This window comes from Pedobacter changchengzhani (assembly GCF_004354365.1).
GTDB lineage: Bacteria > Bacteroidota > Bacteroidia > Sphingobacteriales > Sphingobacteriaceae > Pedobacter > Pedobacter changchengzhani.
The window spans coordinates 70,108-92,762 of the sequence record NZ_SJCY01000009.1; the positions used below are offsets into that span (position 1 = coordinate 70,108).

The following is a 22,655-nucleotide window of genomic DNA, read 5'->3' on the forward strand; positions in this document are numbered from 1 at the left end:
TTTTATGAAGGAATATTGGAAATATGTTTTAGTTATTGCCTAAAATAATTGGCGCACTTTTCCCATTCCCCATAATAATTACTTTTGTATTGGCCGATTTAGCAATTTCCTTTTGCGCCAAAATAGATTCATACTGTAATTGTCTATCGCTCAAGCCTGTAGATAATATTTTTTGATAATCGGCTATTCCCTGCGCTTCTACACGTTTACGTTCTGCTTCCTGACGCTCTTTCTGAAGCACGAAAGTCATTTTTTGTGCATCTTGCTCTGCATTAATTTTCGATTCGATACTGGCTTTAACAGATGCAGGCAAAGTAATGTTACGTATAAGCAGTTGCTCTAACTCTAAACCTCTTTTGGCGAAGCTTTTTTCTATGGTAGAAAATATTTTGGATTGAAATTCATCTCGTTTGCTCGAATACAAAGCCACAGCATCGTAAGAAACTGCATTATCTCTAATTGCCGTTCTAGAAACCGGACGAACAATTTTTTCCAAGTAATCAGTTCCAATTTCTTTTAAAATAACCGGTGCCGAACTTGCCTTAACTCTAAAAAGAACCGAAAGATCGATTACAACTTCCAATCCATCGGCAGATAGTACGCGAAGCGCATCGTCGCCTTGCTTATTTCCTTCGTCGGTAACGCCTGCCATGGTGTAATTTTGTGTTTTAACATCAAAAGGTGTAACATCAGCTACAGGGTTAATTATATTTAAGCCACTGTATAAAACGTCGTTATCAACCTTTCCAAAAACTGTTTTTACGCCAACTTCGCCAGCATCTATTACTTTAAACATAGATAACGAAACGCCCACCAAAACAATTACACCGCCAAAAATTTTGATGGCGCTACTGTATCGGCTGGCTGGGTTTGATGGGGCGGAAAATACAAAGCCTACTATAATGATGATGATTCCAATGATGCCTAAGAACATAATTTTAAAATTTAATTGAGTTTAATGTAAATCGCAATTTAGTGTATTTATTTTTAGTCAGAGCAAATTTGGTGAAAGTTATACACGATTAACGTTCATTAAGAATATTGATTTTGGGTTATTATATTTTTTTGATAAGGTTTTGATTATTTACTATTTTTGCCTTTACAAACCTAGATTATCTATGAAAGCTCCAAGTTACCTGTTCATTGCGCTGTTGTTTTTTATCAGTTGCAAAAAAGATCCGTCTAAAATAGATGGTGAAAAGAACAATAAAAGTTCAGAGAAAAAAATCACTTCTTTTAAGCTTACAAATTTCAAGCCTGAGTCAGTGGGGAATATAAATGAAAGTGAAAAAAAAATAGTTTTGCGTGTAATTGCGACTTCAGTTAATATAAATTCTTTAACTTCAGTTATCAGCATATCAGATAAAGCGACAATAAGTAGCGAAAATACCAAAGATGGTACAAATTCCTCATCACATTCATTACCATATTCTACGTCGTACGTAGTGACTGCTGAGGATGGAAGTACGGCAACTTATAATGTAGTAATTGACAGTTATGTCCAACCTGGTACACCTGTTTATAATTAAATATGGCAAAACGATATTTTTGGAGGACTAAGAATCCAATATATTTTAGAAATCTTTTAATAGGGTAGAAGACGAATTATCCCGAGCCCTTTAGAAGCAATTAAGTTTAGATTAGAGCAATTGGGGAAGACACAAACAGAACTTTCAAAAATATTTGGGGCACGAAGCCGACAATCTGAAATACTTTCTGGTAAACAAAAACTGAGCCTAAACATGATAAGAAAACTTCATGAAGTTTTGAATATTCCGGCGGAAAGTTTGATTGGGGCTTATTAAAAAGCTTTTTTCTTATTTAAAAGTTACTAACTCTAAATTGGCATACTGAAAGACAGCGTTAGTAACTTTAGTTATAATTAGATATTTAGGGTCGGTATTTCAAAATGTAGCGCAATAATTCAATTACAATTGGACATAACAAAGCGCAATTATGTTCACACAATCTTCATATTTAGTTACGAGATTTAATGTTACAAAATCAACGATAACATTAATTAACCAAAACCATTAGAAATCATGAAAGCGATCAAAATCTTAATCATTGCATTAGTTGCGACTTTTGCTTTTAACACTGTAAGTGCCCAAACTACAGCACCTGCAAAACCAAAGACAGAAAAAACACACAAAGCACACAAAAAGGGGCATAAGAAACATCATCACAAAAAACACACAAAAATGGCTGCAGCTAAAATGTAGCATACCGAAAACCTCCTTAGCTTTATTTGTTAAGGAGGTTTTTTTAATATTGAAGCTAAAAAAATTGTAATGCCCTCAATCTCGCCCCAAAACCTCGTCCTCGGTCTCATTCTCAACCTCGGCCTCAGTCTCGATCTCATTCTTAACCTCAGTCTCAGCCTTGACCTCAGCCTCGACCTCAGTCTCAGCCTTAACCTCAACCTCTGTCTCTTTCTCTTTCTCAACTTTTAACCGTAACTTTATATTGTGAAGAGAATTGATAACAATACAGTAGTTTCAGATTTGTTGGCTATAAAAGCTGGGAATGATATTTCTTTTGGTGAACAATCTGGTAGGGTAGAAGTAATAGATTTTGAAGAAACCAATACCTATTGGGAGATTATTTTTACTTTAGCCTCAACAGAGAAAATTTATATAAGAAAAGAAAAAACTTCCTGCTAAGTATGATAAGGATTAATGATGAAACACCCAATGAAGTTTTGCAAGATGTTGTAAAAGGCAATTTTGTAACCGATGGCTTTAGCAAAACTGGAATTGTAGAAAGTGTGGAAATTAGCGATGATGGTTTATACAAAATTTACGAGTTTAACTTAGTAACCGGCAGAGTAATTTCGACGAAAAGATGATATGAAAAAAATATTTACAATACTGAGCCTAGTTCTAGTCTGTTTGCTTTTTACAGCTTGCAAAAAGAACTCACTTAAAAATTTAACAAATATTGGTTATGGTACATCTTTTGGGAAATGTATAGGTTACTGTAAAACCAATTTAGAGGTTACCAGTGCTCAACTTAGTTTTTCTAAAAGCTCGAACGACGGCCGATTACCTAAAAAAGATTGCCAAAAAACTTTTACCGCAAGTGAATTTGAAGCTTTAAAGGCTTTATTTAACGATGCTAAAATCACTTCATTACCAGCTGTTATTGGCTGCCCGGATTGTGCTGATGGTGGCGCAGAGTGGATTTCGGTAGTAATAGATGGTAAAGAATACAAAGTAACTTTTGAATACGGTAATGCACCCGATGAATTGAAAGCTGCGGTATTAAAATTACGGACTTTAAAAGACGGTTTTAAAGATTGTGAATAGTTTTTAAACAGCTTTTGCAGATTTTGTAAATAAATATTGTTTTGAGATAGTTTTCGCACCATACAGGTAAGCGCCTTGCTGGCGTTAGGGATGGGCGGGGCTTGGTGCCAATTTTTATTGGCACGGTAGCGAAGCGAACCCCCAAACAGCCCGGGCCCGATTTTTCATCGGGCAACGCACTATTAATTTTCTTAATGTAGTTGCTGAAACGATTCTGTTATAATGATCTGAATTAGCAAGTGAGCGCATAACCGAGAAAGTAATTACGTGTTTATTTAAAAAATCTTATAAACAGCTATAAAGTTGAATCGCAACTCCTTAATCCTCAACTTTAAACCAGCAACTTTTAACTTTCAACTTTTTTCTCAACCCTATTGATTTTACAGAATTTTTATTCTACTTTTGCAGTCCGTTTTATAGGTTGTCTGTAAAGAAGCCGGGGGAGCGGGAATTAATTAAATAAAAAATTAAAAAAGCACAATGCCAACCATTCAACAATTAGTTAGAAAAGGTAGAGTAGCAATGGAGTTCAAAAGTAAGTCTCCAGCGTTGGACAGCTGTCCACAGCGAAGAGGTGTATGTACACGTGTGTACACCACTACCCCTAAAAAACCAAACTCAGCAATGCGTAAAGTAGCCCGTGTTCGTTTAACGAACGGTAAAGAGGTTAATGCATACATTCCTGGAGAAGGTCACAACTTACAAGAACACTCAATCGTTTTAATACGTGGTGGTCGTGTTAAAGATTTACCAGGTGTACGTTACCACATTATCCGTGGTGCATTAGATACATCAGGCGTAGCTGGTCGTAACCAACGTCGTTCAAAATATGGTACTAAACGTCCTAAACCAGGTCAAGTTGCGGCTGCACCTGCTAAAGGAAAGAAAAAATAATCGGGAGGAAATAAGAAAATGAGAAAGTCAAAACCAAAAAAGAGAATTATTCTTCCTGATCCAAAATTTAACGATACTCAGGTAACTCGTTTTGTAAATAATATGATGTACGATGGTAAAAAATCTATCGCTTATTCTATTTTTTATGATGCTGTTGAAATTGCTGAGAAAAAAGCAGGCGAACCGGGATTAGAAATATTTAAACGTGCTTTAGTTAATATTATGCCAGCTGTTGAGGTTAAATCTCGTCGTGTTGGTGGTGCTAACTTTCAGGTTCCAACTGAGGTTAGGCCAGAACGTAAAACAGCTTTAGGTATGAAATGGTTAATTTTATACGCTCGTCGTCGTGGTGAAAAAACCATGAAAGAGAAATTAGCTGGTGAAATTGTTGCTGCTGCTAAAGGTGAAGGTGCTGCTGTTAAGAAGAAAGAAGATACGCATAAAATGGCTGAAGCCAACAAAGCGTTCTCTCACTTCCGTTTCTAGTAGTTTATTTACAAATTAGTAAGATTACACAGATTTAATTAGAAGATTATACTGATTAGATAAATTACACCGATTTGTTGTTAACATAATCGGTGTAATCGTTTAAAATCAGATAATTCAAAAAAAACATAATGGCAAGAGATTTAAAATTTACAAGAAATATTGGAATTGCGGCTCACATTGATGCAGGTAAAACTACAACAACAGAGCGTATTCTTTATTATGCTGGTGTTAGTCATAAAATTGGCGAAGTGCACGAAGGTGCAGCAACAATGGATTGGATGGCACAAGAGCAAGAACGTGGTATTACTATTACCTCTGCTGCAACTACGGTTGATTGGAATTACAGAGGACAAAAATATCATGTTAACGTTATTGATACCCCAGGTCACGTGGATTTTACCGTAGAGGTAAATCGCTCATTACGTGTACTAGACGGATTGGTATTCTTGTTTTCGGCTGTTGATGGTGTTGAGCCTCAATCTGAAACCAACTGGCGCTTAGCAAACAATTATAATGTGCCTCGTATCGGTTTCGTTAATAAAATGGACCGTTCTGGCGCCGACTTCTTAAAAGTTGTTAAGCAAGTTAAAGATATGTTGGGTAGTAATGCAGTTCCATTGCAATTACCTATCGGTTCTGAAGAAGGGTTTAAAGGCGTGGTTGATTTAATTAACAACCGTGGTATTGTTTGGAATGAGCATGATAAAGGGATGACCTTTACTGAAGTGCCTATCCCTGAAGATATGATTGATGAAGTTGCAGAATGGAGAGAGAAACTGTTAGAATCAGTTGCTGATTATGATGAATCTTTAATGGAGAAATTCTTCGACGCACCAGATACAATAACTGAACGTGAGGTTTTAGATGCTTTACGTGCGGCTGTATTAGATGCTAAAATTGTACCTATGGTTTGTGGTTCATCTTTCAAAAACAAAGGTGTACAAACGATGCTTGATTATGTGATGGAATTATTGCCTTCACCTATGGATAGCGAAGGTGTTACAGGTACTAACCCTGATACTGGAGCAGAAATTTTATTAAAACCAAGCATTACTGAGCCGTTTGCAGCTTTAGCTTTTAAAATTGCAACTGATCCATTTGTAGGTCGTTTATGTTTTATCCGCGTTTACTCGGGTAATTTAGAAGCTGGTTCTTACGTATATAATTCACGTTCAGAAAACAAAGAACGTATTTCTCGTATCTTCCAAATGCACGCAAATAAGCAAAATCCGGTGCCGAATGTGGCTGCTGGTGATATTGCTGCGGTTGTAGGTTTCAAAGATATTAAAACTGGTGATACACTTTGTGAAGAGAAAAATCCAATCGTTTTAGAATCAATGAACTTCCCTGAGCCTGTTATCGGTTTAGCTATTGAGCCAAAAACTCAAGCTGACGTTGATAAATTAGGTATTGGTTTAGGTAAATTGGCAGAAGAAGACCCTACGTTTAGAGTACAAACCGATCAAGAAACTGGTCAAACTGTTATCTCTGGCATGGGTGAGTTACACTTAGATATTTTAATTGACCGTTTAAAACGCGAATTTAAAGTAGAAGTAAACCAAGGCGCGCCACAGGTAGCTTACAAAGAAGCAATTTTTGGTACAACAACACACAGAGAAACTTATAAAAAACAATCAGGTGGTCGTGGTAAATTTGCCGATATTTCGGTTGTTATCTCACCAATTGATGCTGATTTTGAAAAAGGTGGTTTGCAGTTTGTAAACGAAATTACAGGTGGTTCAATTCCACGTGAATTTATCCCTTCGGTAGAAAAAGGTTTTGCTGCTTCTATGGCAAATGGTGTATTAGCTGGTTATCCACTTCCTGATATGAAGGTTCGTTTAACGGATGGTTCATTCCACGCAGTCGATTCAGATGCTTTATCGTTTGAACTTGCAGCAAAAATGGCATATCGCGAAGCATTGCCTAAGTGTAAGCCAACTTTGATGGAGCCAATTATGAAAATCGAAATCTTAACTCCTGAAGAAAACATGGGTGATGTTATCGGTGATATGAACCGTCGTCGTGGTCAATTATTAGGTATGGATACACGTAACGGATCTCAAGTAATTAAAGCAACTGTGCCTTTATCAGAAATGTTTGGTTATGTAACGCAGTTACGTACAATCACTTCTGGCCGTGCAACTTCTACAATGGAATTTGATCATTATGAAGCTGCGCCTAAAAACGTACAAGAAGAAGTAATTGCAAAATCAAAAGGTAAAGTTAAATCAGACGATTAAATAGTATCGAGTATTGAGTATCGAGTATCAAGACAGATTATTCATCTTGATCCTCAATACTTACTCCTTAAAGATAAACCGACCACTTGTTATTAATAGCTCTAACAAGCAGTCATAATTAAAAATAGAATGAGCCAAAGAATTAGAATTAAATTAAAATCTTACGATTACAACTTGGTAGATAAATCTGCTGAGAAAATCGTTAAAACTGTTAAACCTACAGGTGCAGTAGTTAGCGGACCAATTCCGTTGCCAACAGAAAAGAAAATTTTCACTGTTTTGCGTTCACCACACGTAAACAAAAAAGCACGTGAGCAATTTCAATTATGTGCTTATAAACGTCTTTTAGATATTTATAGCTCTAACTCGAAAACTGTTGATGCATTGATGAAACTTGAATTACCTAGCGGTGTTGAAGTTGAAATCAAAGTTTAATGCTTTTGAAAAAAACAAACAAAAAGGGTCTTGATGTAAATTAAGACCTTTTTTGTTTTTTAGGTTTATTTTTAAAATTTAGAGAACTATAATAATGCGAGATTTTAATTAAGAATTTTGAAAATAATTTTCTTTCAGCGCTATAGATTATCTTATATTTATTTAATTTTTACAGCTATGAAAATCAAAATACTTTTATTAAGCGCTCTTGTCGCTTTCTTTTTTCTCTCATCATGTTCTATAAATGTTAATAGTTCAACTGAAATGACCAGACAAAAGAATAACAAACTGATTGGCTTTTGGGAAAGCGTAGAATACCCAGGAATGATTCGGGTTTTCGAAACAGATGGAAATTACTATACTATAAATAAATCTGGTACCAAATACGTTATTTCCCTTAAGGGTAAATATTCGGTAATTAGTGATAATATGTATCGCGAAACGGCTGAAACTGCTCGTACAGAAAGTGAGATGGCCTTTAAAGATATAGATTACAATGTTAAATATAGATTTCTCGGATCTGATCAAGTTGTTGAATTTTCTGGAACTATACAATATAAGGATGGACGAACTCCTACTAATTGGGTAGAAAAATACAATAGAGTTCCAACACTCGACTAACGAGCAATACGAATAACAGTTTATAGTTTTTTTGTATAAAAAGCACGTGAGCAATTTCAATTATGTGCTTATAAACGTCTTTTAGATATTTATAGCGCTAACTCGAAAACTGTTGATGCATTGATGAAACTTGAATTACCTAGCGGTGTTGAAGTTGAAATCAAAGTTTAATGCTTTTGAAACAAACAAACAAAAAGGGTCTTGATGTAAATTAAGATCCTTTTTGTTTTAGCAAGATTTTTTTTAAGTGTAGAGGTGTTAGGGTCTATTAATTAATTCTGCATTATTTCAACTGCTAAAACAAATTCGAGGTTGAGCGGTTAACAGTTTATGAGCAATCAAGAACCAATAAAGCCAAAAAAAGTAATTGATGGCGAAGAGGAATTTACCGAATTAGAAAAATCTAGAATGGAAAATCCACCCGAACATCGAGAGGAAAATGGATCGGAAGAGCACGATAACGATGTGGCTGAAAACCCAAATCAATCTAAAGGTGTTTAAACGGCAAAAGCAACTATTGGCTACATAATCTCTTTATTTTAAAACTTTAATTATTGTCGATTTTAAATCTAGATCTTTTTAGTTCTAAAATTTTCTGTCGAGCTTCCCGTTTCGCTTGCGCCAGATTTAACTGTTGGTTTTAAATCTTTCGAATGATAACTATCATCACTTAATGAATCTTTTCCTTGTGTGCCACTATTATCGTAACCATCTCTAGCTTCAAAATTGGCTATATGTGGCGTGGTTGAAATCTCGTGCCCATAACTGGTAACTTCGTTGGTGTCGTTGAGCTTATCGTATTTTTTCTGAACAGCAGATTTGTCTTTTTCTTTTTGGGCACCAGTACCAACATATCCTTCTAGGTGTTCTTTATTGTCATAAACGGAAGTTTTCATAATCTTAATTTTTATTTAAAACAGTTGTTATGGAGAAAGGTTTGAACTTTGGTCTTTTTAGTGAAAAATTAAAGCTTGATTTTTAGCTTTTGCGTAACTTGTGCCGATTAAACAAAAATAAACAATGGAGTGGAAATATTTGCTTTCGAATAAAAGATTTGGACAAGAACATTGGGCTGTTAATCCCGATAGGGCACGGTCAGATTTTCAAAGAGATTACGATAGGCTAATTTTTTCATCTCCTTTTAGACGATTGCAGAACAAAACGCAGGTTTTCCCGTTGCCTGGTAGTGTGTTTGTTCACAATAGATTAACACACAGTTTGGAAGTAGCCAGTGTTGCACGATCTATGGCAAATATGTTTTTAAACCAGCTAGAAGAAAAACAGCCTGATCTTTTAAAGGAAGTTCCGCTACTGAATGAAGTTGGTAATATTGTTGCAGCTGCATCTTTAGCGCACGATCTTGGTAACCCAGCATTCGGTCATTCTGGCGAAGCTGCAATTTCCAGGTATTTTACCGATGGTGATGGTAAAGATTATCAAAAGGAGATGTCCGAATCGCAGTGGCACGATTTAATTAATTTTGAAGGTAACGCAAACGCAATTCGGATACTAACTCACCCGCTAAAAGGAAAAGGAAATGATGCGTATGCGCTGACCTATTCTACGCTAGCTTCTATTGCGAAATATCCGTGTTCTTCTATCGCTGGTAAGCAAAAAAAGCTTTTGCACCGAAAAAAGTATGGCTTCTTTCAATCTGAAGAAGAAACATTTCAAAAAATTGCCACTGAGCTTCAAATGTTAAAAGAAGATCATGATTATACCATTTATAAACGACATCCTTTAGTGTATTTAGTAGAAGCTGCCGACGATATTTGTTATAGCATTATCGATTTGGAAGATGCGCATCGCTTAAAAATATTATCGTACGAAGAGGTAAAACATTATTTATTGCCTTTTGCAAATTCTAAAACCATAGAAGATCGTTTGAAAAATGATTACGAAGATGACGACGCTAAAATAGGCTTATTACGTGCCAAAGCCATAAATACTTTAACTAGAATTTGTGCAGATACTTTTTACGGCGAACAAGAGACAATTTTAGCAGGAAATTTAAACAAGAGCTTAACTGATCTGCTTCCAGAACCTTATTTAGAGGCTTGGAAAGCAGTTGAAAAAATCTCTGTCGATCGGATTTATAATTTTTCAACAGTAATACAGAAGGAGGTTGCAGGTTATAAAATTATGGCAGGATTGTTAGAGGAGTTCGTACCTGCGCTTATTCATAACAACACGCATTATTATAAAAAGTTGGTAAAACTAATCCCTAAGCAATACCACACCGATTTAACAGATATTTATTCTCGAACGCAAAGTGTACTCGATTTTGTTTCAGGGATGACGGATTTGTACGCAGTTGATTTGTATCGAAATATTAAAGGAATTTCTTTTCCATCGGAAACGTAGATGAAGGGTCAGGTTTAGATCAATTGGATTTATTAATTTTTTCGATGGTTTTACTTTAGTGTTAGTTTATTGTGTAAATATGGCCATTTGTGTAAAATATAGGTGGCGTATTTTTTTGTATTCGTTTGATTGATTGTGTTTTATATCATTTGTTTGGATGTAAATTTTCTGTGTTCGTGTAAAGTGGGTATTATGGAATATACTAATTAATATATTTGAGAGTTAAGCGAAAAGATTTCTCTAAGCAAAGTACTTTAGTTTACATCCCTCATATATGAAAAAAATCCTACTAATCGCTTTGCTATGTTTTAGCTTGTGTTCTTTTGTGAATGCTCAAGCCCCCCAACAATTTAATTATCAAGGCGCTGCCCGTAGCGCAAATGGTAATCCTTTGGTTAATAAAAGTATCTCTATTCGAATTAGCATTTTAGATGATTCCTCAACGGGTACTTCGCAATATTCGGAAACAAGGAGTGTTACCACTAATGCCTATGGTTTATACGCCGTGGCTATTGGAGGAACGGGAACAAATTCAGTTTCTGGATTAATTTCTTCTGTTACTTGGGGTGCCGGATTAAAGTTTATTAAAGTAGAAATCGATCCTGATAACGGAACTAATTTTGTTTTAGCCGGAACAGCACAATTATTAAGTGTGCCCTATGCCTTATATGCGGCAAATGGTCCCTCCGGACCTAAAGGAGATAAGGGCGATCCGGGCGTAGCAGGCCCACAGGGCATGCCTGGTGCTAAAGGAGATGTAGGGCCAGCAGGAACTCAGGGTTTGCCAGGAGATAAAGGAGATGTAGGGCAAGTTGGTCCAGCTGGGATTCAAGGGCCACAAGGCGTTAAGGGAGATATTGGGCTTACTGGGCCATCTACAGGCAGTGCAGGCGGAGATTTAACAGGAAATTACCCTAACCCTACAATTGCAAATCTGCAGGGTGTAACACTTTCAGCTCCTTCACCTACTAATAATCAAGTTCTATTATTTGATGGTAGCGCGTGGAAACCCGTTTCGTTAAGTGTAGATCAATTAATAGGTGGGAAAGCACTAACTTCAACTGATTTAAGTGTAAGTGCAAATGGTGCAACTGCTATATTAAAAGATGTTACTTTGGATATTAATGCTGGCGCAGTAAAAACTATTAAGCTTGCCGATGCTGCAGTTACTTCTGCTAAAATTGGAAATAAAGAGGTAAAGAGCGTAAACATTGATGACGCTGCTGTAAACACAATACATTTGAGCGACGGTGCAGTGACTACTGTAAAGTTAGCCGATGCTTCTGTAACCTTATCCAAGCTTGTTACGGATGGTATAAGTGACGCAAATAAGGTTTACGTAACAAATATAACTACTGGAAAGCCTGAGCTAATTAATCGTGCTCAGTTGTTAAATGGTAACGCTTGGGCTTTAAAAGGCAATACTGGAAGTATAGACCAGAGCACAAATTTTTTAGGTAATACTGATGATGTAGCCATTAATTTTTTGGTAAATGGACAAATTTCTGGTCGATTAGGCAACTCATCTGATAATAATATTTCGTTTGGCTACAAAACACTAACTGCCAATATATCAGGTTTTTTTAACAGTGCATTTGGTAGAGAGGCACTTTCGATAAATACTTCTGGATACGAAAATAGTGCATTTGGCCACAAAGTTTTACAATTAAATTTTAGCGGCATTAACAACAGTGGTTTTGGTTCTCAATCGCTTTTGTCAAATAGTGTCGGTTCCAATAATAGTGCATTTGGTACACACGCGTTAAAAGTTAATGGTACAGGGATTGCCAACACTGCGGTGGGGAGTTTCGCTTTAGAAAATAATAATGGAGATTATAATACAGCCCTAGGTTATGGCACTGGATCGAAAAACAATGGTAATGGCAATGTATTTATTGGTGCAAATGCCGGAAATCAATTTACGGTGGCAAATAATACCTTAGTTATCGCAAATTCTAATACAACTTATCCACTAATTTCGGGAGAATTTGGAATTAACGGAGGTTCACTAACCATAAACAATAAAAGCGCCGCCTCATCAATTAGTTACGCTCCAAATAATACAAGTACATTAAATATAAACGGGTCTGTATCTGCAAGCATATTAGTTTACAGCTCAGCTTCAACACTAACTTTGGATGAAAGTCAGTACACCGTTAAGGTAAAAAACACCAATATACCTGTATCCATTAATCTCCCAGTTGCATCAAGCTGTAAGGGTAGAATATATGTAATAATAAAAGCGCTTTCATCTGGTGATGTAACTTTAAATATACCAGTAATTTTAAATGACGATTCAACTATATCCACACTGTCTGGAGCAAAAACCTTGACTATTCAAAGCGATGGTACAACATGGATCTCTTTAAATTAAGAACATGATGAAGTTAATTTACTTATTGCTTTTTAGCATAACTTTATTTGTAAATGAGGTTGCTAGTGCCCAAACTTCATCGCCAAGTTTGCCATTTGTAGTAAATGCAGTAAGTGGTTCTGGAGTTGTTCAAAATCAAATTTTCGATTTTAGCATAGGCGAAATGGTACTTGTGCAAACTTTCCAAGCCACCAATGTTAACTTAACTCAAGGTTTTTTTCAGCCTCTATACCTCGTTAAAGAAATACTTGATGTTCGGGTTGAAAACAATGTTTTAACACCTAATGGCGATGGGAAGAATGATGTTTTTATAATTGGTGGGATAGAGAAATATCCAAATAATAGGCTTAGGATTTTTGATCGTGCAGGACGATTAATCTATGCTAAAGACAATTATCAAAATGATTGGAATGGATATTTTAATGGAAGTCCGTTAATGGAAGATACTTATTATTATCAATTAGATTTTGGTACCGATGGAAAGATTAAAGGTTTTATATCAATTTTATATAAAAAATAGTTTTATGATAAAAATGAGATTTTGCCTAATCGCACTGATGATATTTTTGATTACACCAACATTCGGTCAGCTTAACCCGATGGGAAGTGTTTATTATCAAAACCAATATCTAATTAATCCAGCAATGGCAGGATTGGAACCCACGCTTAACATAAATACAGCGCTTAAAGTTCAATGGATTGGAGTGGAAGGTGGACCAAGAATACAATATTTAACAGCAGATTATGGTTTACCGAACGAAAAAGTTGGCGTAGGTGCATCACTTTATAATGAGTCTGCGGGTGTAATAAATAAAATAAGGGGTACAGTTAGTTATGCCTATCATTTGCCATTGAATAATGGATCAAGCTTTTTCGATTTTGGTTTATCTACTGGCATTGTAAATGAATCGATAAATTTAGATAAAGCCAAGGGCGATTTATCTGATGATGTAATTACAAGCTTCAACGATCGGAAAATTTATTTAGATGGTGATTTTGGTATTGCATTTCGTGCCAAAGCTTTAACAATTCAGGGTGTTTTGCCAAATTTAAAGCGATTTTTTAAAAGAGATGTACTGCGCAACGTTGTAGATCGGTCAATATTTTTTATTGCTGCTGGATACAAAATTCAAACGGATAATGTTGTAAATGCTATTGAGCCAAAATTGGCTTATCGTGGCGTACAAAATTATCAAGATATTATTGATGTTGGCGTAAATCTTCAATTTTTGGATGAAAAGCTATCTCTTAATGGCATATATCACAGTACAAATAGCTTTACCACCGGTTTTGGCGCAAATTTTAAAAATCAATTTTCAATCCTCTTTCAATACACCACCAACACTTCAGAAATGCAAAATTACAGCAATGGAGAATTTGAAGTTGGGTTAAAATATACGCTTGGTAGAAAATAAGGTTGAGGTTGAGGATAAGGTTGAGGTTAAGGTTAAGGTTAAGGTTGAGGTTAAGGTTGAGGTTGAGGTTGAGATTAAGGTTAAGGTTTAGGTCAAGCTTGCCATGAGGTATTGTAGGTTAAATTTTTGGTCTCAGCCTCAATCTCAGTGTCAGCCTCAGCCTCAATCTCAGTCTCAGTCTCGCCCTCAATCTCAGCCTCGGTCTCAACCTCAGTCTCAACCTCAACCTCAGTCTCAACCTCAACCTCCTTTAACGCCCATTCGCCTCATCCCATTTATTTCGTTCGTCCTGAAGCTCTCTAGTCAATTTCATTTGCCTTTCTTTTGCTTTTACTTTATAAGCTTGAAATTCATCTGCTACTTCTTGATAAAGATCTGTACGATAAACAGCCTCTTTTTTATACCTAGCAGTACCAAAAATTACAATTGCCAAGCCTAAACCCAAAACAATAATTATTGTCCAAACAGCTAAATTATAAGCCGTTTTGCTAAGTTGAATACCTAAAAAGCCAATTTCATCCACTTTTGCATGCGAATCAGCCAAAGAACTTTCTTTACCTGCAACTTCTAATTTTAAGGCAGCAATATTAGCTGTCTGCGCCTTAAGTTCCGATTTTAAACTTTTGAGTTCTTTGCGCTCTTTTTGTAAAGTATCGTTAACACTTTTCCATAATGCATTTAACCTAATAGGATTAATCAATTTTGATCCCCATGAATTTCTTGAGCTGGAAAGTAAGTATTGAAACTGACCGTTTAAAGAAGCGTCGGTATTTTTTGTGCTATCTATTTGGGCATGAGCAAATGATAGATTGAAAAAAAATGCAATAAAAGCACAATATAAAATTGGTTTAAGTTTCATGGTGGTAATCGTTAAAGCTATCTTTTTTAATTATGTTACAACATACATATTTTTATTTTACTAATAAAATTGATTTGAAATTTTATCGGCTTTTATGATGAATTAATTTTTGATAGTTTACATTTGCGTTATGCAGATTGGAATAATTGGTTTAGGAGATATGGGCAAATTATATGCTCAAAGTTTTATTAAAGCAGGCTATAGCGTTTGTGGGGCAGATATTCCATCACGCTATAACGAATTATATGAAGAACTTGCACCAAAAGGAATAGAAGTTTTAATTGACGGGCATGAGGTGTCACGTAAATCCGATTTTATTATATATTGCGTAGAAGCCGAAAAGATAGATGAAGTGGTTTCAGCGTTTGCACAATCTACTAAATATGGTGCAATTGTAGCCGGACAAACATCCGTAAAGCATCCAGAAATTGCAGCCTTCGAAAAGCATTTGCCTAACGAAGCTCAAATCGTAACTTGTCACTCTCTTCACGGTCCAGCTTTTAGTCCCGAAGGGCAAACATTAGTGGTTATACGCCATCGCGCAAGTGATGAGGTTTATGCCAAGGCTTTAAAAGTTTATCAATCTCTAAAGTCGAATATCATCGAAATGAACGATTTCCATGAGCATGATCGAATTGTTGCCGATACGCAAGCGGTTACGCACATGGGTTTCGAAAGTATGGGTTCGGCATGGAAAAATGCTGGTTTTTTCCCTTGGGATAATCCTTCTTATGCTGGCGGAATTGATAATGTAAAAATTTTAACAACCCTAAGAATTTTTAGCTATAAGGCACATATTTATGCTGGTTTGGCTATTCTAAATCCTTATGCACAAAAACAGGTGAAATTTTATGCACAGGCAGAATCCGAACTTTTTAAATTGATGATTTGTGAAAACGAAAAGCTTTTTAGAGAGAAAATTTACGCTGCTCGCGATTTTGTATTTCACCAAAGTCAGGAGCTTTTATTGCTCGATGATAAAATCATGAAAGAATTTAGCTTGTCAGATGCCGATCATAAGCAAAAGCCAAATTCTCACTTAAGTTTATTGAGCATGGTTTACGCTTGGTATAAAATGGGCGTTAATCCTTACGATAATTTAATTTGCCAAACACCGCCTTTCAAACTGCGTTTGGGCATTGCCGAATATCTTTTCAAAAATGAAGAAATGTTAGAAGAATCTATTCAAACTGCATTATTTGATAAATCCATCAGGGGCGATGATTTAGAGTTTCACACTGCTGTACACGAATGGGCATCAATTATAGGTTATGGAGATTTGAAAGGTTACAAAGAACATTTCGAGGCGGCTAAGTCGTTTTTTGCCAACCGATTGAATGATGGTAGAGACTTAAGTGCAGAAATGATTAGGAGGTTGGGAAAGTAAATGGGTAAAATTGCATTGTTATAATTTTTATGTTCAATATCACTTAATTTTTATTTAATTACTTTTTTTGTGAACTTTATCACTTTTTTTAAAATATAAATATTTGATTTATAGGTTTTTAGGTAATTTTATTTGTAAACAATTTTTATTTTGACTTTTTGTTTATTTAATTTTAGTTAAGTTTGAGTTTCAAATTTTATTAAATAACATTTAGTCTATGAATGCTTCAGATACGCTCGAACAGATAACTTACACTCAGAATGAAGCCTATACCGCTGCATTAGCATATTTTAAAGGTGATGATTTGGCCGCTCGCGTTTGGTTAAATAAGTACGCGCTTAAAGATTCTCATGGAAAAATTTACGAACAATCGCCTGATGACATGCATAGACGCATTGCCTCAGAAATTGCGCGTATCGAAAAAAAGTACAATAGCCAAATTTCAGAACAAGAAATTTTCGATCTTATAAAAGATTTTAAATATATCATCCCGCAAGGAAGCCCGATGACGGGTATTGGAAACCCATTTCAAATTGCTTCTTTATCAAATTGTTTCGTAATCGGTAATTCTAGCAAATCCGATTCCTATGGTGGAATCATGAAAATTGATCAAGAGCAAGTGCAATTGATGAAAAGGAGAGGCGGAGTTGGACACGATTTATCAAACATTCGTCCAAAAGGCTCACCTGTTAAAAATTCTGCTTTAACTTCTACAGGAATTGTTCCTTTTATGGAACGTTTTTCTAACTCGACAAGGGAAGTTGCGCAAGATGGCAGACGTGGTGCTTTGATGCTGTCTATTTCGGTTCAACACCCCGATGCGGAAGATTTTATCGATGCCAAATTAGAGCAAGGAAAAGTTACCGGAGCAAATGTTTCTGTTCGCATTAGCGATGAATTTATGAAAGCCGTAGAAAGTGATTCGTCATTTTTACAGCAATATCCAATTAACGTAGAAAATCCTGTTTACACCAAAGAAATAAAAGCCAATTCCATTTGGAAAAAAATTGTGCACAATGCATGGAAATCTGCAGAACCAGGTATTTTGTTTTGGGATACCATTATAAAAGAATCTTTGCCAGATTGTTATGCCGATTTAGGGTACGAAACGGTTTCTACAAATCCATGTGGCGAAATTCCATTGTGTCCGTATGATTCTTGTCGCTTATTGGCCATTAACTTATATTCTTATGTAGAAAATCCATTCACCAAAGAAGCATCCTTTAATTGGGATTTATTTAAAAAACACGTTGCCTTGGCACAGCGTTTTATGGATGATATTATCGATTTGGAGCTGGAAAAAATTGATGGAATTTTAGAAAAAATTGCGCAAGATCCAGAGGATGAGGAAGTGAAAAGGACAGAAAAAAATCTTTGGCTTAATATCCGCAGAATGGCCGATGAAGGTCGTAGAACAGGCGTAGGGATTACTGCCGAAGGCGATATGTTGGCTGCACTAAGTTTACGATATGGCAGTAAAGAAGGATCGAATTTTTCCATTGAAGTACACAAAAATTTAGCTTTAGAGGCATATCGTTCCTCGGTTCAATTGGCAAAAGAGCGTGGCGCTTTTAAAGTTTACAATGCCGAGCGCGAAGAAACCAATCCATTTGTACTTCGTTTAAAAGCGCAAGACGAAGAACTGTATAATCAAATGCGAAAATTTGGCCGCAGAAATATTGCTTTGTTAACCATTGCACCTACGGGAACAACCAGTTTAATGTCGCAAACGTCTTCTGGTATCGAGCCAGTTTTCCTTCCAGTTTATAAAAGAAGAAGAAAAGTTAACCCGAACGATAAAAATGTTCGTGTAGATTTTGTAGATGAAGTTGGTGACTCGTGGGAAGAATACATCGTTTTTCATCATAAATTTAAAATTTGGATGGAAGTAAACGGATATAATACCGACAAGAATTATGCTCAGGAAGAGTTGAATGATTTAATTGCGAAATCGCCTTACTACAAAGCCACTTCAAACGATGTAGACTATTTAGAGAAAGTGCGCATGCAAGGTGCCATTCAAAAATGGGTAGATCACTCTATTAGCGTAACCATTAATATGCCAAACGATGTTTCGGAAGATTTGGTTGGCGAATTATACATGGAAGCTTGGAAAGTGGGATGTAAAGGCGTTACTGTTTACCGCGATGGTTCTCGTTCTGGTGTTTTGATGGCAGTTGATGCGAAAAAGAATGATAACATTGAAGAAGAAAGTGCAACCGATGTTTATTTTCCAACAACCCGCCCTACTACTTTAGAAGCTGATGTAGTGCGTTTCCAAAATAATAAAGATAAATGGATTGCTTTTATCGGTTTGATTGATGGCAAGCCTTACGAAATCTTTACGGGTTTATCTGACGATGAGGATGGAATATTAATCCCGCGTTGGGTAAATAATGGATTTATCATCAAAAACAAAGAAGCCGACGGAAGTTCGCGCTACGATTTTCAGTTTCAAAACCAACGTGGCTACAAAACAACCATCGAAGGGCTTTCGTACAAATTTAACCCAGAATACTGGAATTATGCTAAGCTTATTTCGAGCACCATTAGGCATGGTATGCAAATTGAAAAAGTAGTTGATTTAATTGGAAGTTTGCAATTAGATGAATCAATCAACACTTGGAAAAATGGCGTTGCAAGAGCGTTAAAGCGTTATATTCCCGATGGTACAGAAACAACAAAGCAAAAATGCAGTAATTGCAACTCTACAAATCTGCACTACCAGGAAGGTTGTTTAACCTGTAACGATTGTGGTTCATCTAAGTGTGGGTAAGGAAAATAATGAGTGGGTTTTGAATGAATGAAGGATTAGATGAAGGAGTGATTGGATGATTGAATAGGTTTACGCTGATTAGAAAATTTATTAATTCAAAATTCAGTTACTCAAAATTTTCCCTTTATCCATATAATATATAGACTTTATTTTATTGAATAAAACCTTCGTTTAGCTAAAACAAGTCGCTTATATTTGCCTGCATGTCGGTATTATTATTTACCATAATTGTATTAGTTGGCGCTTTTCTAGCTGGTTTATTAGGTTCGTTAACAGGCTTGGGCGGTGGCGTAATCATCATTCCATTATTAACATTGGGTTTAGGTGTAGATATTCATTACGCCATTGGTGCTTCAATCGTTTCTGTAATTGCAACATCTTCTGGTTCGGCGGCAGCCTATGTAAAAGAGGGTATTACAAATATTAGAATTGGCATGTTTTTAGAAATTGCCACAACCATTGGCGCTGTTGGTGGTGCGGTGGTAGCTATTTACATCAATGCAAACTACATCGCAATTATTTTCGGTTGCATATTAATATTCTCGGCAATAATGACGCTGAAGAAAAAGATAGATCACTCTACTTTAGACAATACAGATAAAATAGCAAAATTCTTTAAATTAAATGGTTCTTATCCCGACAAAGGCATCGTTCACAACTATGCTGTAAAAAATGTTCCCGGAGGATTTTTTATGATGCTTTTTGCAGGTACACTTTCAGGTTTGTTGGGTATTGGCAGTGGCGCATTAAAAGTAATTGCGATGGATAACATTATGCGTTTGCCATTTAAAGTTTCCACTACCACCAGTAATTTTATGATGGGTGTAACGGCTGCTGCTAGTGCAATAATTTATCTACACCGTGGACAAATAGATCCTGGTATTGCAATGCCAGTTTGTATTGGTGTAGTAATTGGTGCTACTGTTGGTGCAAAATTATTGTTGAAAACCAAAACCGATAAACTTAAAATTATTTTTGCAATTGTAGTTGCTTTTTTGGCCGTACAAATGATATATAAAGGAATAAGTGGATTATGATAGACGAGGCGAAAAAAATGACCATTAATGATAGAGATGTGCAAGTGATATTGGGCACACTTTTGCGTGCCGGTGTGGTTATCTCTATGGCTTTTGTATTATTCGGAGGCGTAATTTATTTAGTCCATAATAAAGGTGTAATTACCGATTATCGCGTTTTTAAACCAGAATTGGCAAAATTTTCATCCATTGGTGCAGTTATTAACGGACTTATAAGTTTTAAAGGCGATGCGATAGTTCAATTTGGCATACTGCTACTCATTTTTACACCTATTGCCAGGATCATATTTTCAATTTTTAGCTTTTTATTAGAACGCGATTACCTATATGTATTTATCTGTTTTATAGTTTTAGCAATAATTGCAGTAAGTTTAAGTGGCGGGCTTGCGCATTAGGTTTAAAAAATTTCTCGGTTTTACATTTGTCATTCTCAGCTTGAATGTGAATCTCAATTGCTTTTAAAAGATTTCTCAGCTTTGTTTTACTTTTCAGCCCCTGGTTGCTGTTATCGTATTACCATTAACATTTTTAATTTATTTTAATGGTAATTTCTAATTCTAAATCTCTAAAATTGTGACTTAAATATCTTCAAAATATAACAAATGGCAAAATCAGGAAAGATTGTTCAACTTCATCAAAAACCCGAGAACTATATTAAATCTCGTGCTAGAGAATTACAAATTGGAAAATGTTACATTAATGCTGATTGGGAAGAAGCTGGCATTGCCAATGTAATCGTAAGTCGTGAACATACTAATGGAAATTTCACATTAGGGGTTTATTTAATAGATTTTAAATGTTTGGGTATAAAGGATGCTTATTTTAAATTCAACCTATCCGCAGATGATTTTGATAAACTTGTTGATTTGATTGGTGGTGTGGAGATAGACTACATTAAAGCGCATAATATGGTTTATGGCGCTGAAGCTTTTGCCAACGACTGTGGCTTTAAGCCGCATAAAGATTGGGCAATAGCACAATTTGTACTCGAAGAGGATGATGAAAAGATTCCAATTATTGAAATCGAATTTGGCGAAGATGGTAAGCCTGCTTATTATGTAGGCCCTAATGATACCCCTGCTAAAATAAAACAAATATTGGCTACATTGGATAAAACCATGGGCAGAGAAAATTATTTGTTTTATTATGATGAAGACGATGATGTTTTTGATGATGAGTTGATATTTCCGGATGATGATTTTGATAAAATTCTTGATGGAAAGAAATTGCCAAATTTAATGCAACTATACTTCATTCTATTAGAGGGCTATGATCGTCAGGTTAAGCCTAAAGTCGCTATTAACCTGGATGAAGATTTAGTTGGCGAAATTTTGGAAGAGATGGTTGTCGGTAATTTTTATACCATCAATAATGATTTGGAAGCTGAAATATCAAAATGTGTTGATTTACATGAAGCTATTTTTGACGAAAAATGTGCTGATAGCATTGTTGAAATAAATAAGCTTTTAATTAAAAATCCCAACAATCCTTATTTCTATATCGAACTATTTTTGCAGTATAAGCATGCACAATTTAATAGTAAGGCGAAGGAGATAGCCAAACAGGGCATGTTGCTTTTCCCTGACTTTTTATACTTTAGGTTTTTGGTTGCCCATGCAGAAATGGTTGATGGTGATATTGAAAAAGGATTTAAGCTATTAAACAGTAATTATTATCTCAATCAGGCTTTTCCCCAGCGAACTACTTTTTCAGAGGGAGAACTTATGTTTTTTTACGCCTCAATATGTGAGTATTTCCTTGAAAAAGGGGATATTGATAGTGCAATTGCGTGCGGTAACATATTAATAGATGACGTTAATCAATATGCATGTAATGAACTTGCAATAATTGGTATTTGTAAGGCAATGAAGGATAAAATTGAAAAATTTAAATAATATCAGTTTGAGATACTTGCTATTACAGAAACTATTTTTTCTATAATAGGTATTATAAAGTCACCGTCAGCATTTTTAATTTATTTTAATTTCTAGATATCTAAAATTGCGACTTAAATATCTTCAGATTACAACAAATACAACTTATATGTTAAAGCAAGGTCAAGTTATGCATAAACTAATTATCTTACTATTTTTAATGATATTTTCGTCTTCGTTCGTATCTGCCCAAGAGACTACATTAGATAACTTCAGCTATTGGTTAAAAGAAGTTAATGCCGAGTTTAATTTACCTAAAGGCTTTAAGGAAATGGACAACGATGGCCCTTTTCCATCGCTACCACGAGGAAAGTTGATTAGTGGCCAAGTTTACCGCATTGGCAATTCAAAAGGTAGTACAATCAGTATAGAGGTAAACTAAGTCCGTGAAGGTTATTATGATTATGAAACTCGAAAATCAATCGATTCGTTATCTAATACGGGTTATCTTAGGGAACAAGCCTACATTAAAGATTATAGTCATATCGATACCGATGTTGTACCTAAAATTGCTTACCT

Annotated in this window: 25 protein-coding genes and 1 pseudogene; 23 read left to right on the plus strand and 3 right to left on the minus strand. The window is 35.5% G+C overall.

Annotated elements, in window-relative coordinates; translation table 11 throughout:
- Positions 1 to 28: 28 nt before the first annotated feature.
- Positions 29 to 934 (minus strand): prohibitin family protein, encoded by a 906-nt coding sequence (locus EZJ43_RS12765; protein ID WP_133263110.1) that lies wholly within the window; start codon positions 932 to 934, stop codon positions 29 to 31.
- A gap of 184 nt (positions 935 to 1,118) precedes the next feature.
- On the opposite strand from EZJ43_RS12765, the gene EZJ43_RS12770 reads away from it, so the two are divergent.
- The 13 genes and pseudogenes from EZJ43_RS12770 to EZJ43_RS17200 all read left to right on the plus strand — a co-directional run bounded on the left by EZJ43_RS12770 (position 1,119) and on the right by EZJ43_RS17200 (position 8,491).
- Positions 1,119 to 1,529 carry a DUF5018 domain-containing protein gene (locus EZJ43_RS12770; protein ID WP_133263111.1) on the plus strand — a complete coding sequence of 137 codons (411 nt, stop codon included), beginning with the start codon at positions 1,119 to 1,121 and terminating at the stop codon, positions 1,527 to 1,529.
- Positions 1,530 to 1,628: 99 nt separating this feature from the next.
- Positions 1,629 to 1,805 carry a helix-turn-helix domain-containing protein gene (locus tag EZJ43_RS12775; RefSeq protein WP_262708865.1) on the plus strand — a complete coding sequence of 59 codons (177 nt, stop codon included), beginning with the start codon at positions 1,629 to 1,631 and terminating at the stop codon, positions 1,803 to 1,805.
- A 237-nt stretch (positions 1,806 to 2,042) separates the two neighbouring features.
- Positions 2,043 to 2,222: a hypothetical protein gene (locus tag EZJ43_RS12780; protein WP_133263112.1), complete on the plus strand. Its 180-nt coding sequence runs from the start codon at positions 2,043 to 2,045 to the stop codon at positions 2,220 to 2,222.
- A gap of 246 nt (positions 2,223 to 2,468) precedes the next feature.
- Entirely contained in the window at positions 2,469 to 2,663 is a 195-nt protein-coding gene (locus tag EZJ43_RS12785) for a hypothetical protein (protein ID WP_133263113.1), read from the plus strand.
- 2 nt (positions 2,664 to 2,665) lie between these two features.
- Complete coding sequence (locus EZJ43_RS12790) at positions 2,666 to 2,848, plus strand: hypothetical protein (RefSeq protein WP_133263114.1); 183 nt, start codon at positions 2,666 to 2,668, stop codon at positions 2,846 to 2,848.
- Between the two features lies 1 nt (position 2,849).
- The gene (locus EZJ43_RS12795) at positions 2,850 to 3,308 is read left to right on the plus strand and encodes a hypothetical protein (RefSeq protein WP_133263115.1); all 459 of its coding nucleotides are present in this window, start codon (positions 2,850 to 2,852) and stop codon (positions 3,306 to 3,308) included.
- A gap of 480 nt (positions 3,309 to 3,788) precedes the next feature.
- Entirely contained in the window at positions 3,789 to 4,202 is a 414-nt protein-coding gene (gene rpsL / locus EZJ43_RS12800) for a 30S ribosomal protein S12 (protein WP_133263116.1), read from the plus strand.
- An 18-nt stretch (positions 4,203 to 4,220) separates the two neighbouring features.
- Positions 4,221 to 4,688 carry a 30S ribosomal protein S7 gene (rpsG, locus tag EZJ43_RS12805; protein WP_133263117.1) on the plus strand — a complete coding sequence of 156 codons (468 nt, stop codon included), beginning with the start codon at positions 4,221 to 4,223 and terminating at the stop codon, positions 4,686 to 4,688.
- A 131-nt stretch (positions 4,689 to 4,819) separates the two neighbouring features.
- Positions 4,820 to 6,934, plus strand: coding sequence for an elongation factor G (gene fusA / locus EZJ43_RS12810; protein ID WP_133263118.1), 2,115 nt, complete (start codon positions 4,820 to 4,822; stop codon positions 6,932 to 6,934).
- Positions 6,935 to 7,063: 129 nt separating this feature from the next.
- A complete protein-coding gene (gene rpsJ, locus EZJ43_RS12815) occupies positions 7,064 to 7,369 on the plus strand; it encodes a 30S ribosomal protein S10 (protein WP_008244591.1) in 306 nt (101 codons plus the stop codon).
- 264 nt (positions 7,370 to 7,633) lie between these two features.
- Positions 7,634 to 7,990, plus strand: coding sequence for a DUF4488 domain-containing protein (locus EZJ43_RS12820; protein ID WP_133263119.1), 357 nt, complete (start codon positions 7,634 to 7,636; stop codon positions 7,988 to 7,990).
- 39 nt (positions 7,991 to 8,029) lie between these two features.
- A pseudogene (locus EZJ43_RS12825) lies at positions 8,030 to 8,161 on the plus strand (30S ribosomal protein S10); the annotation flags it as partial.
- A 159-nt stretch (positions 8,162 to 8,320) separates the two neighbouring features.
- Positions 8,321 to 8,491 carry a hypothetical protein gene (locus EZJ43_RS17200; RefSeq protein ID WP_165953165.1) on the plus strand — a complete coding sequence of 57 codons (171 nt, stop codon included), beginning with the start codon at positions 8,321 to 8,323 and terminating at the stop codon, positions 8,489 to 8,491.
- A 68-nt stretch (positions 8,492 to 8,559) separates the two neighbouring features.
- Here the strand turns inward: EZJ43_RS17200 and EZJ43_RS12830 are convergent, their stop codons facing one another.
- Entirely contained in the window at positions 8,560 to 8,886 is a 327-nt protein-coding gene (locus EZJ43_RS12830; RefSeq protein WP_133263120.1) for a hypothetical protein, read from the minus strand.
- 124 nt (positions 8,887 to 9,010) lie between these two features.
- On the opposite strand from EZJ43_RS12830, the gene EZJ43_RS12835 reads away from it, so the two are divergent.
- The 4 genes from EZJ43_RS12835 to EZJ43_RS12850 all read left to right on the plus strand — a co-directional run bounded on the left by EZJ43_RS12835 (position 9,011) and on the right by EZJ43_RS12850 (position 14,143).
- Positions 9,011 to 10,354 (plus strand): deoxyguanosinetriphosphate triphosphohydrolase, encoded by a 1,344-nt coding sequence (locus tag EZJ43_RS12835; RefSeq protein WP_133263121.1) that lies wholly within the window; start codon positions 9,011 to 9,013, stop codon positions 10,352 to 10,354.
- A gap of 274 nt (positions 10,355 to 10,628) precedes the next feature.
- A complete protein-coding gene (locus tag EZJ43_RS12840; protein ID WP_133263122.1) occupies positions 10,629 to 12,728 on the plus strand; it encodes a beta strand repeat-containing protein in 2,100 nt (699 codons plus the stop codon).
- Between the two features lie 4 nt (positions 12,729 to 12,732).
- The gene (locus EZJ43_RS12845) at positions 12,733 to 13,248 is read left to right on the plus strand and encodes a gliding motility-associated C-terminal domain-containing protein (protein WP_133263123.1); all 516 of its coding nucleotides are present in this window, start codon (positions 12,733 to 12,735) and stop codon (positions 13,246 to 13,248) included.
- Between the two features lie 13 nt (positions 13,249 to 13,261).
- The gene (locus EZJ43_RS12850) at positions 13,262 to 14,143 is read left to right on the plus strand and encodes a PorP/SprF family type IX secretion system membrane protein (RefSeq protein WP_133263124.1); all 882 of its coding nucleotides are present in this window, start codon (positions 13,262 to 13,264) and stop codon (positions 14,141 to 14,143) included.
- Between the two features lie 250 nt (positions 14,144 to 14,393).
- Here EZJ43_RS12850 and EZJ43_RS12855 read toward each other — a convergent pair whose 3' ends face one another.
- Positions 14,394 to 15,002: a hypothetical protein gene (locus EZJ43_RS12855; protein ID WP_133263125.1), complete on the minus strand. Its 609-nt coding sequence runs from the start codon at positions 15,000 to 15,002 to the stop codon at positions 14,394 to 14,396.
- Between the two features lie 130 nt (positions 15,003 to 15,132).
- Between EZJ43_RS12855 and EZJ43_RS12860 the strand changes: the two genes are divergently transcribed.
- The 6 genes from EZJ43_RS12860 (at position 15,133) to EZJ43_RS12885 (ending at position 22,518) form a co-directional block, all read left to right on the plus strand.
- Complete coding sequence (locus tag EZJ43_RS12860) at positions 15,133 to 16,389, plus strand: prephenate dehydrogenase (RefSeq protein ID WP_133263126.1); 1,257 nt, start codon at positions 15,133 to 15,135, stop codon at positions 16,387 to 16,389.
- A 217-nt stretch (positions 16,390 to 16,606) separates the two neighbouring features.
- On the plus strand, positions 16,607 to 19,165 hold the full coding sequence (locus tag EZJ43_RS12865) for an adenosylcobalamin-dependent ribonucleoside-diphosphate reductase (RefSeq protein ID WP_133263127.1): 2,559 nt from the start codon (positions 16,607 to 16,609) through the stop codon (positions 19,163 to 19,165).
- A 203-nt stretch (positions 19,166 to 19,368) separates the two neighbouring features.
- Entirely contained in the window at positions 19,369 to 20,202 is an 834-nt protein-coding gene (locus EZJ43_RS12870) for a sulfite exporter TauE/SafE family protein (RefSeq protein ID WP_133263128.1), read from the plus strand.
- Positions 20,199 to 20,597, plus strand: a complete 399-nt coding sequence (locus tag EZJ43_RS12875; protein ID WP_165953166.1) for a DUF1634 domain-containing protein — start codon at positions 20,199 to 20,201, stop codon at positions 20,595 to 20,597. Before EZJ43_RS12870 ends, EZJ43_RS12875 begins: the two co-directional genes overlap by 4 nt.
- Before the next feature lie 207 nt (positions 20,598 to 20,804).
- Positions 20,805 to 22,097: a hypothetical protein gene (locus EZJ43_RS12880; RefSeq protein WP_133263129.1), complete on the plus strand. Its 1,293-nt coding sequence runs from the start codon at positions 20,805 to 20,807 to the stop codon at positions 22,095 to 22,097.
- A gap of 148 nt (positions 22,098 to 22,245) precedes the next feature.
- Positions 22,246 to 22,518, plus strand: coding sequence for a hypothetical protein (locus EZJ43_RS12885; RefSeq protein ID WP_165953167.1), 273 nt, complete (start codon positions 22,246 to 22,248; stop codon positions 22,516 to 22,518).
- The last annotated feature ends 137 nt before the right edge of the window (positions 22,519 to 22,655 follow it).

Bases quoted from the DNA above. Each gene is read 5' to 3' on its own strand.
- EZJ43_RS12765 (WP_133263110.1), bottom strand. From the start codon at position 934: ATGTTCTTAGGCATCATTGGAATCATCATCATTATAGTAGGCTTTGTA.
- EZJ43_RS12770 (WP_133263111.1), top strand. From the start codon at position 1,119: ATGAAAGCTCCAAGTTACCTGTTCATTGCGCTGTTGTTTTTTATCAGT.
- EZJ43_RS12780 (WP_133263112.1), top strand. From the start codon at position 2,043: ATGAAAGCGATCAAAATCTTAATCATTGCATTAGTTGCGACTTTTGCT.
- EZJ43_RS12790 (WP_133263114.1), top strand. From the start codon at position 2,666: ATGATAAGGATTAATGATGAAACACCCAATGAAGTTTTGCAAGATGTT.
- EZJ43_RS12795 (WP_133263115.1), top strand. From the start codon at position 2,850: ATGAAAAAAATATTTACAATACTGAGCCTAGTTCTAGTCTGTTTGCTT.
- rpsL (WP_133263116.1), top strand. From the start codon at position 3,789: ATGCCAACCATTCAACAATTAGTTAGAAAAGGTAGAGTAGCAATGGAG.
- rpsG (WP_133263117.1), top strand. From the start codon at position 4,221: ATGAGAAAGTCAAAACCAAAAAAGAGAATTATTCTTCCTGATCCAAAA.
- fusA (WP_133263118.1), top strand. From the start codon at position 4,820: ATGGCAAGAGATTTAAAATTTACAAGAAATATTGGAATTGCGGCTCAC.
- rpsJ (WP_008244591.1), top strand. From the start codon at position 7,064: ATGAGCCAAAGAATTAGAATTAAATTAAAATCTTACGATTACAACTTG.
- EZJ43_RS12820 (WP_133263119.1), top strand. From the start codon at position 7,634: ATGACCAGACAAAAGAATAACAAACTGATTGGCTTTTGGGAAAGCGTA.
- EZJ43_RS17200 (WP_165953165.1), top strand. From the start codon at position 8,321: ATGAGCAATCAAGAACCAATAAAGCCAAAAAAAGTAATTGATGGCGAA.
- EZJ43_RS12830 (WP_133263120.1), bottom strand. From the start codon at position 8,886: ATGAAAACTTCCGTTTATGACAATAAAGAACACCTAGAAGGATATGTT.
- EZJ43_RS12835 (WP_133263121.1), top strand. From the start codon at position 9,011: ATGGAGTGGAAATATTTGCTTTCGAATAAAAGATTTGGACAAGAACAT.
- EZJ43_RS12840 (WP_133263122.1), top strand. From the start codon at position 10,629: ATGAAAAAAATCCTACTAATCGCTTTGCTATGTTTTAGCTTGTGTTCT.
- EZJ43_RS12845 (WP_133263123.1), top strand. From the start codon at position 12,733: ATGATGAAGTTAATTTACTTATTGCTTTTTAGCATAACTTTATTTGTA.
- EZJ43_RS12850 (WP_133263124.1), top strand. From the start codon at position 13,262: ATGAGATTTTGCCTAATCGCACTGATGATATTTTTGATTACACCAACA.
- EZJ43_RS12855 (WP_133263125.1), bottom strand. From the start codon at position 15,002: ATGAAACTTAAACCAATTTTATATTGTGCTTTTATTGCATTTTTTTTC.
- EZJ43_RS12860 (WP_133263126.1), top strand. From the start codon at position 15,133: ATGCAGATTGGAATAATTGGTTTAGGAGATATGGGCAAATTATATGCT.
- EZJ43_RS12865 (WP_133263127.1), top strand. From the start codon at position 16,607: ATGAATGCTTCAGATACGCTCGAACAGATAACTTACACTCAGAATGAA.
- EZJ43_RS12870 (WP_133263128.1), top strand. From the start codon at position 19,369: ATGTCGGTATTATTATTTACCATAATTGTATTAGTTGGCGCTTTTCTA.
- EZJ43_RS12875 (WP_165953166.1), top strand. From the start codon at position 20,199: ATGATAGACGAGGCGAAAAAAATGACCATTAATGATAGAGATGTGCAA.
- EZJ43_RS12880 (WP_133263129.1), top strand. From the start codon at position 20,805: ATGGCAAAATCAGGAAAGATTGTTCAACTTCATCAAAAACCCGAGAAC.
- EZJ43_RS12885 (WP_165953167.1), top strand. From the start codon at position 22,246: ATGTTAAAGCAAGGTCAAGTTATGCATAAACTAATTATCTTACTATTT.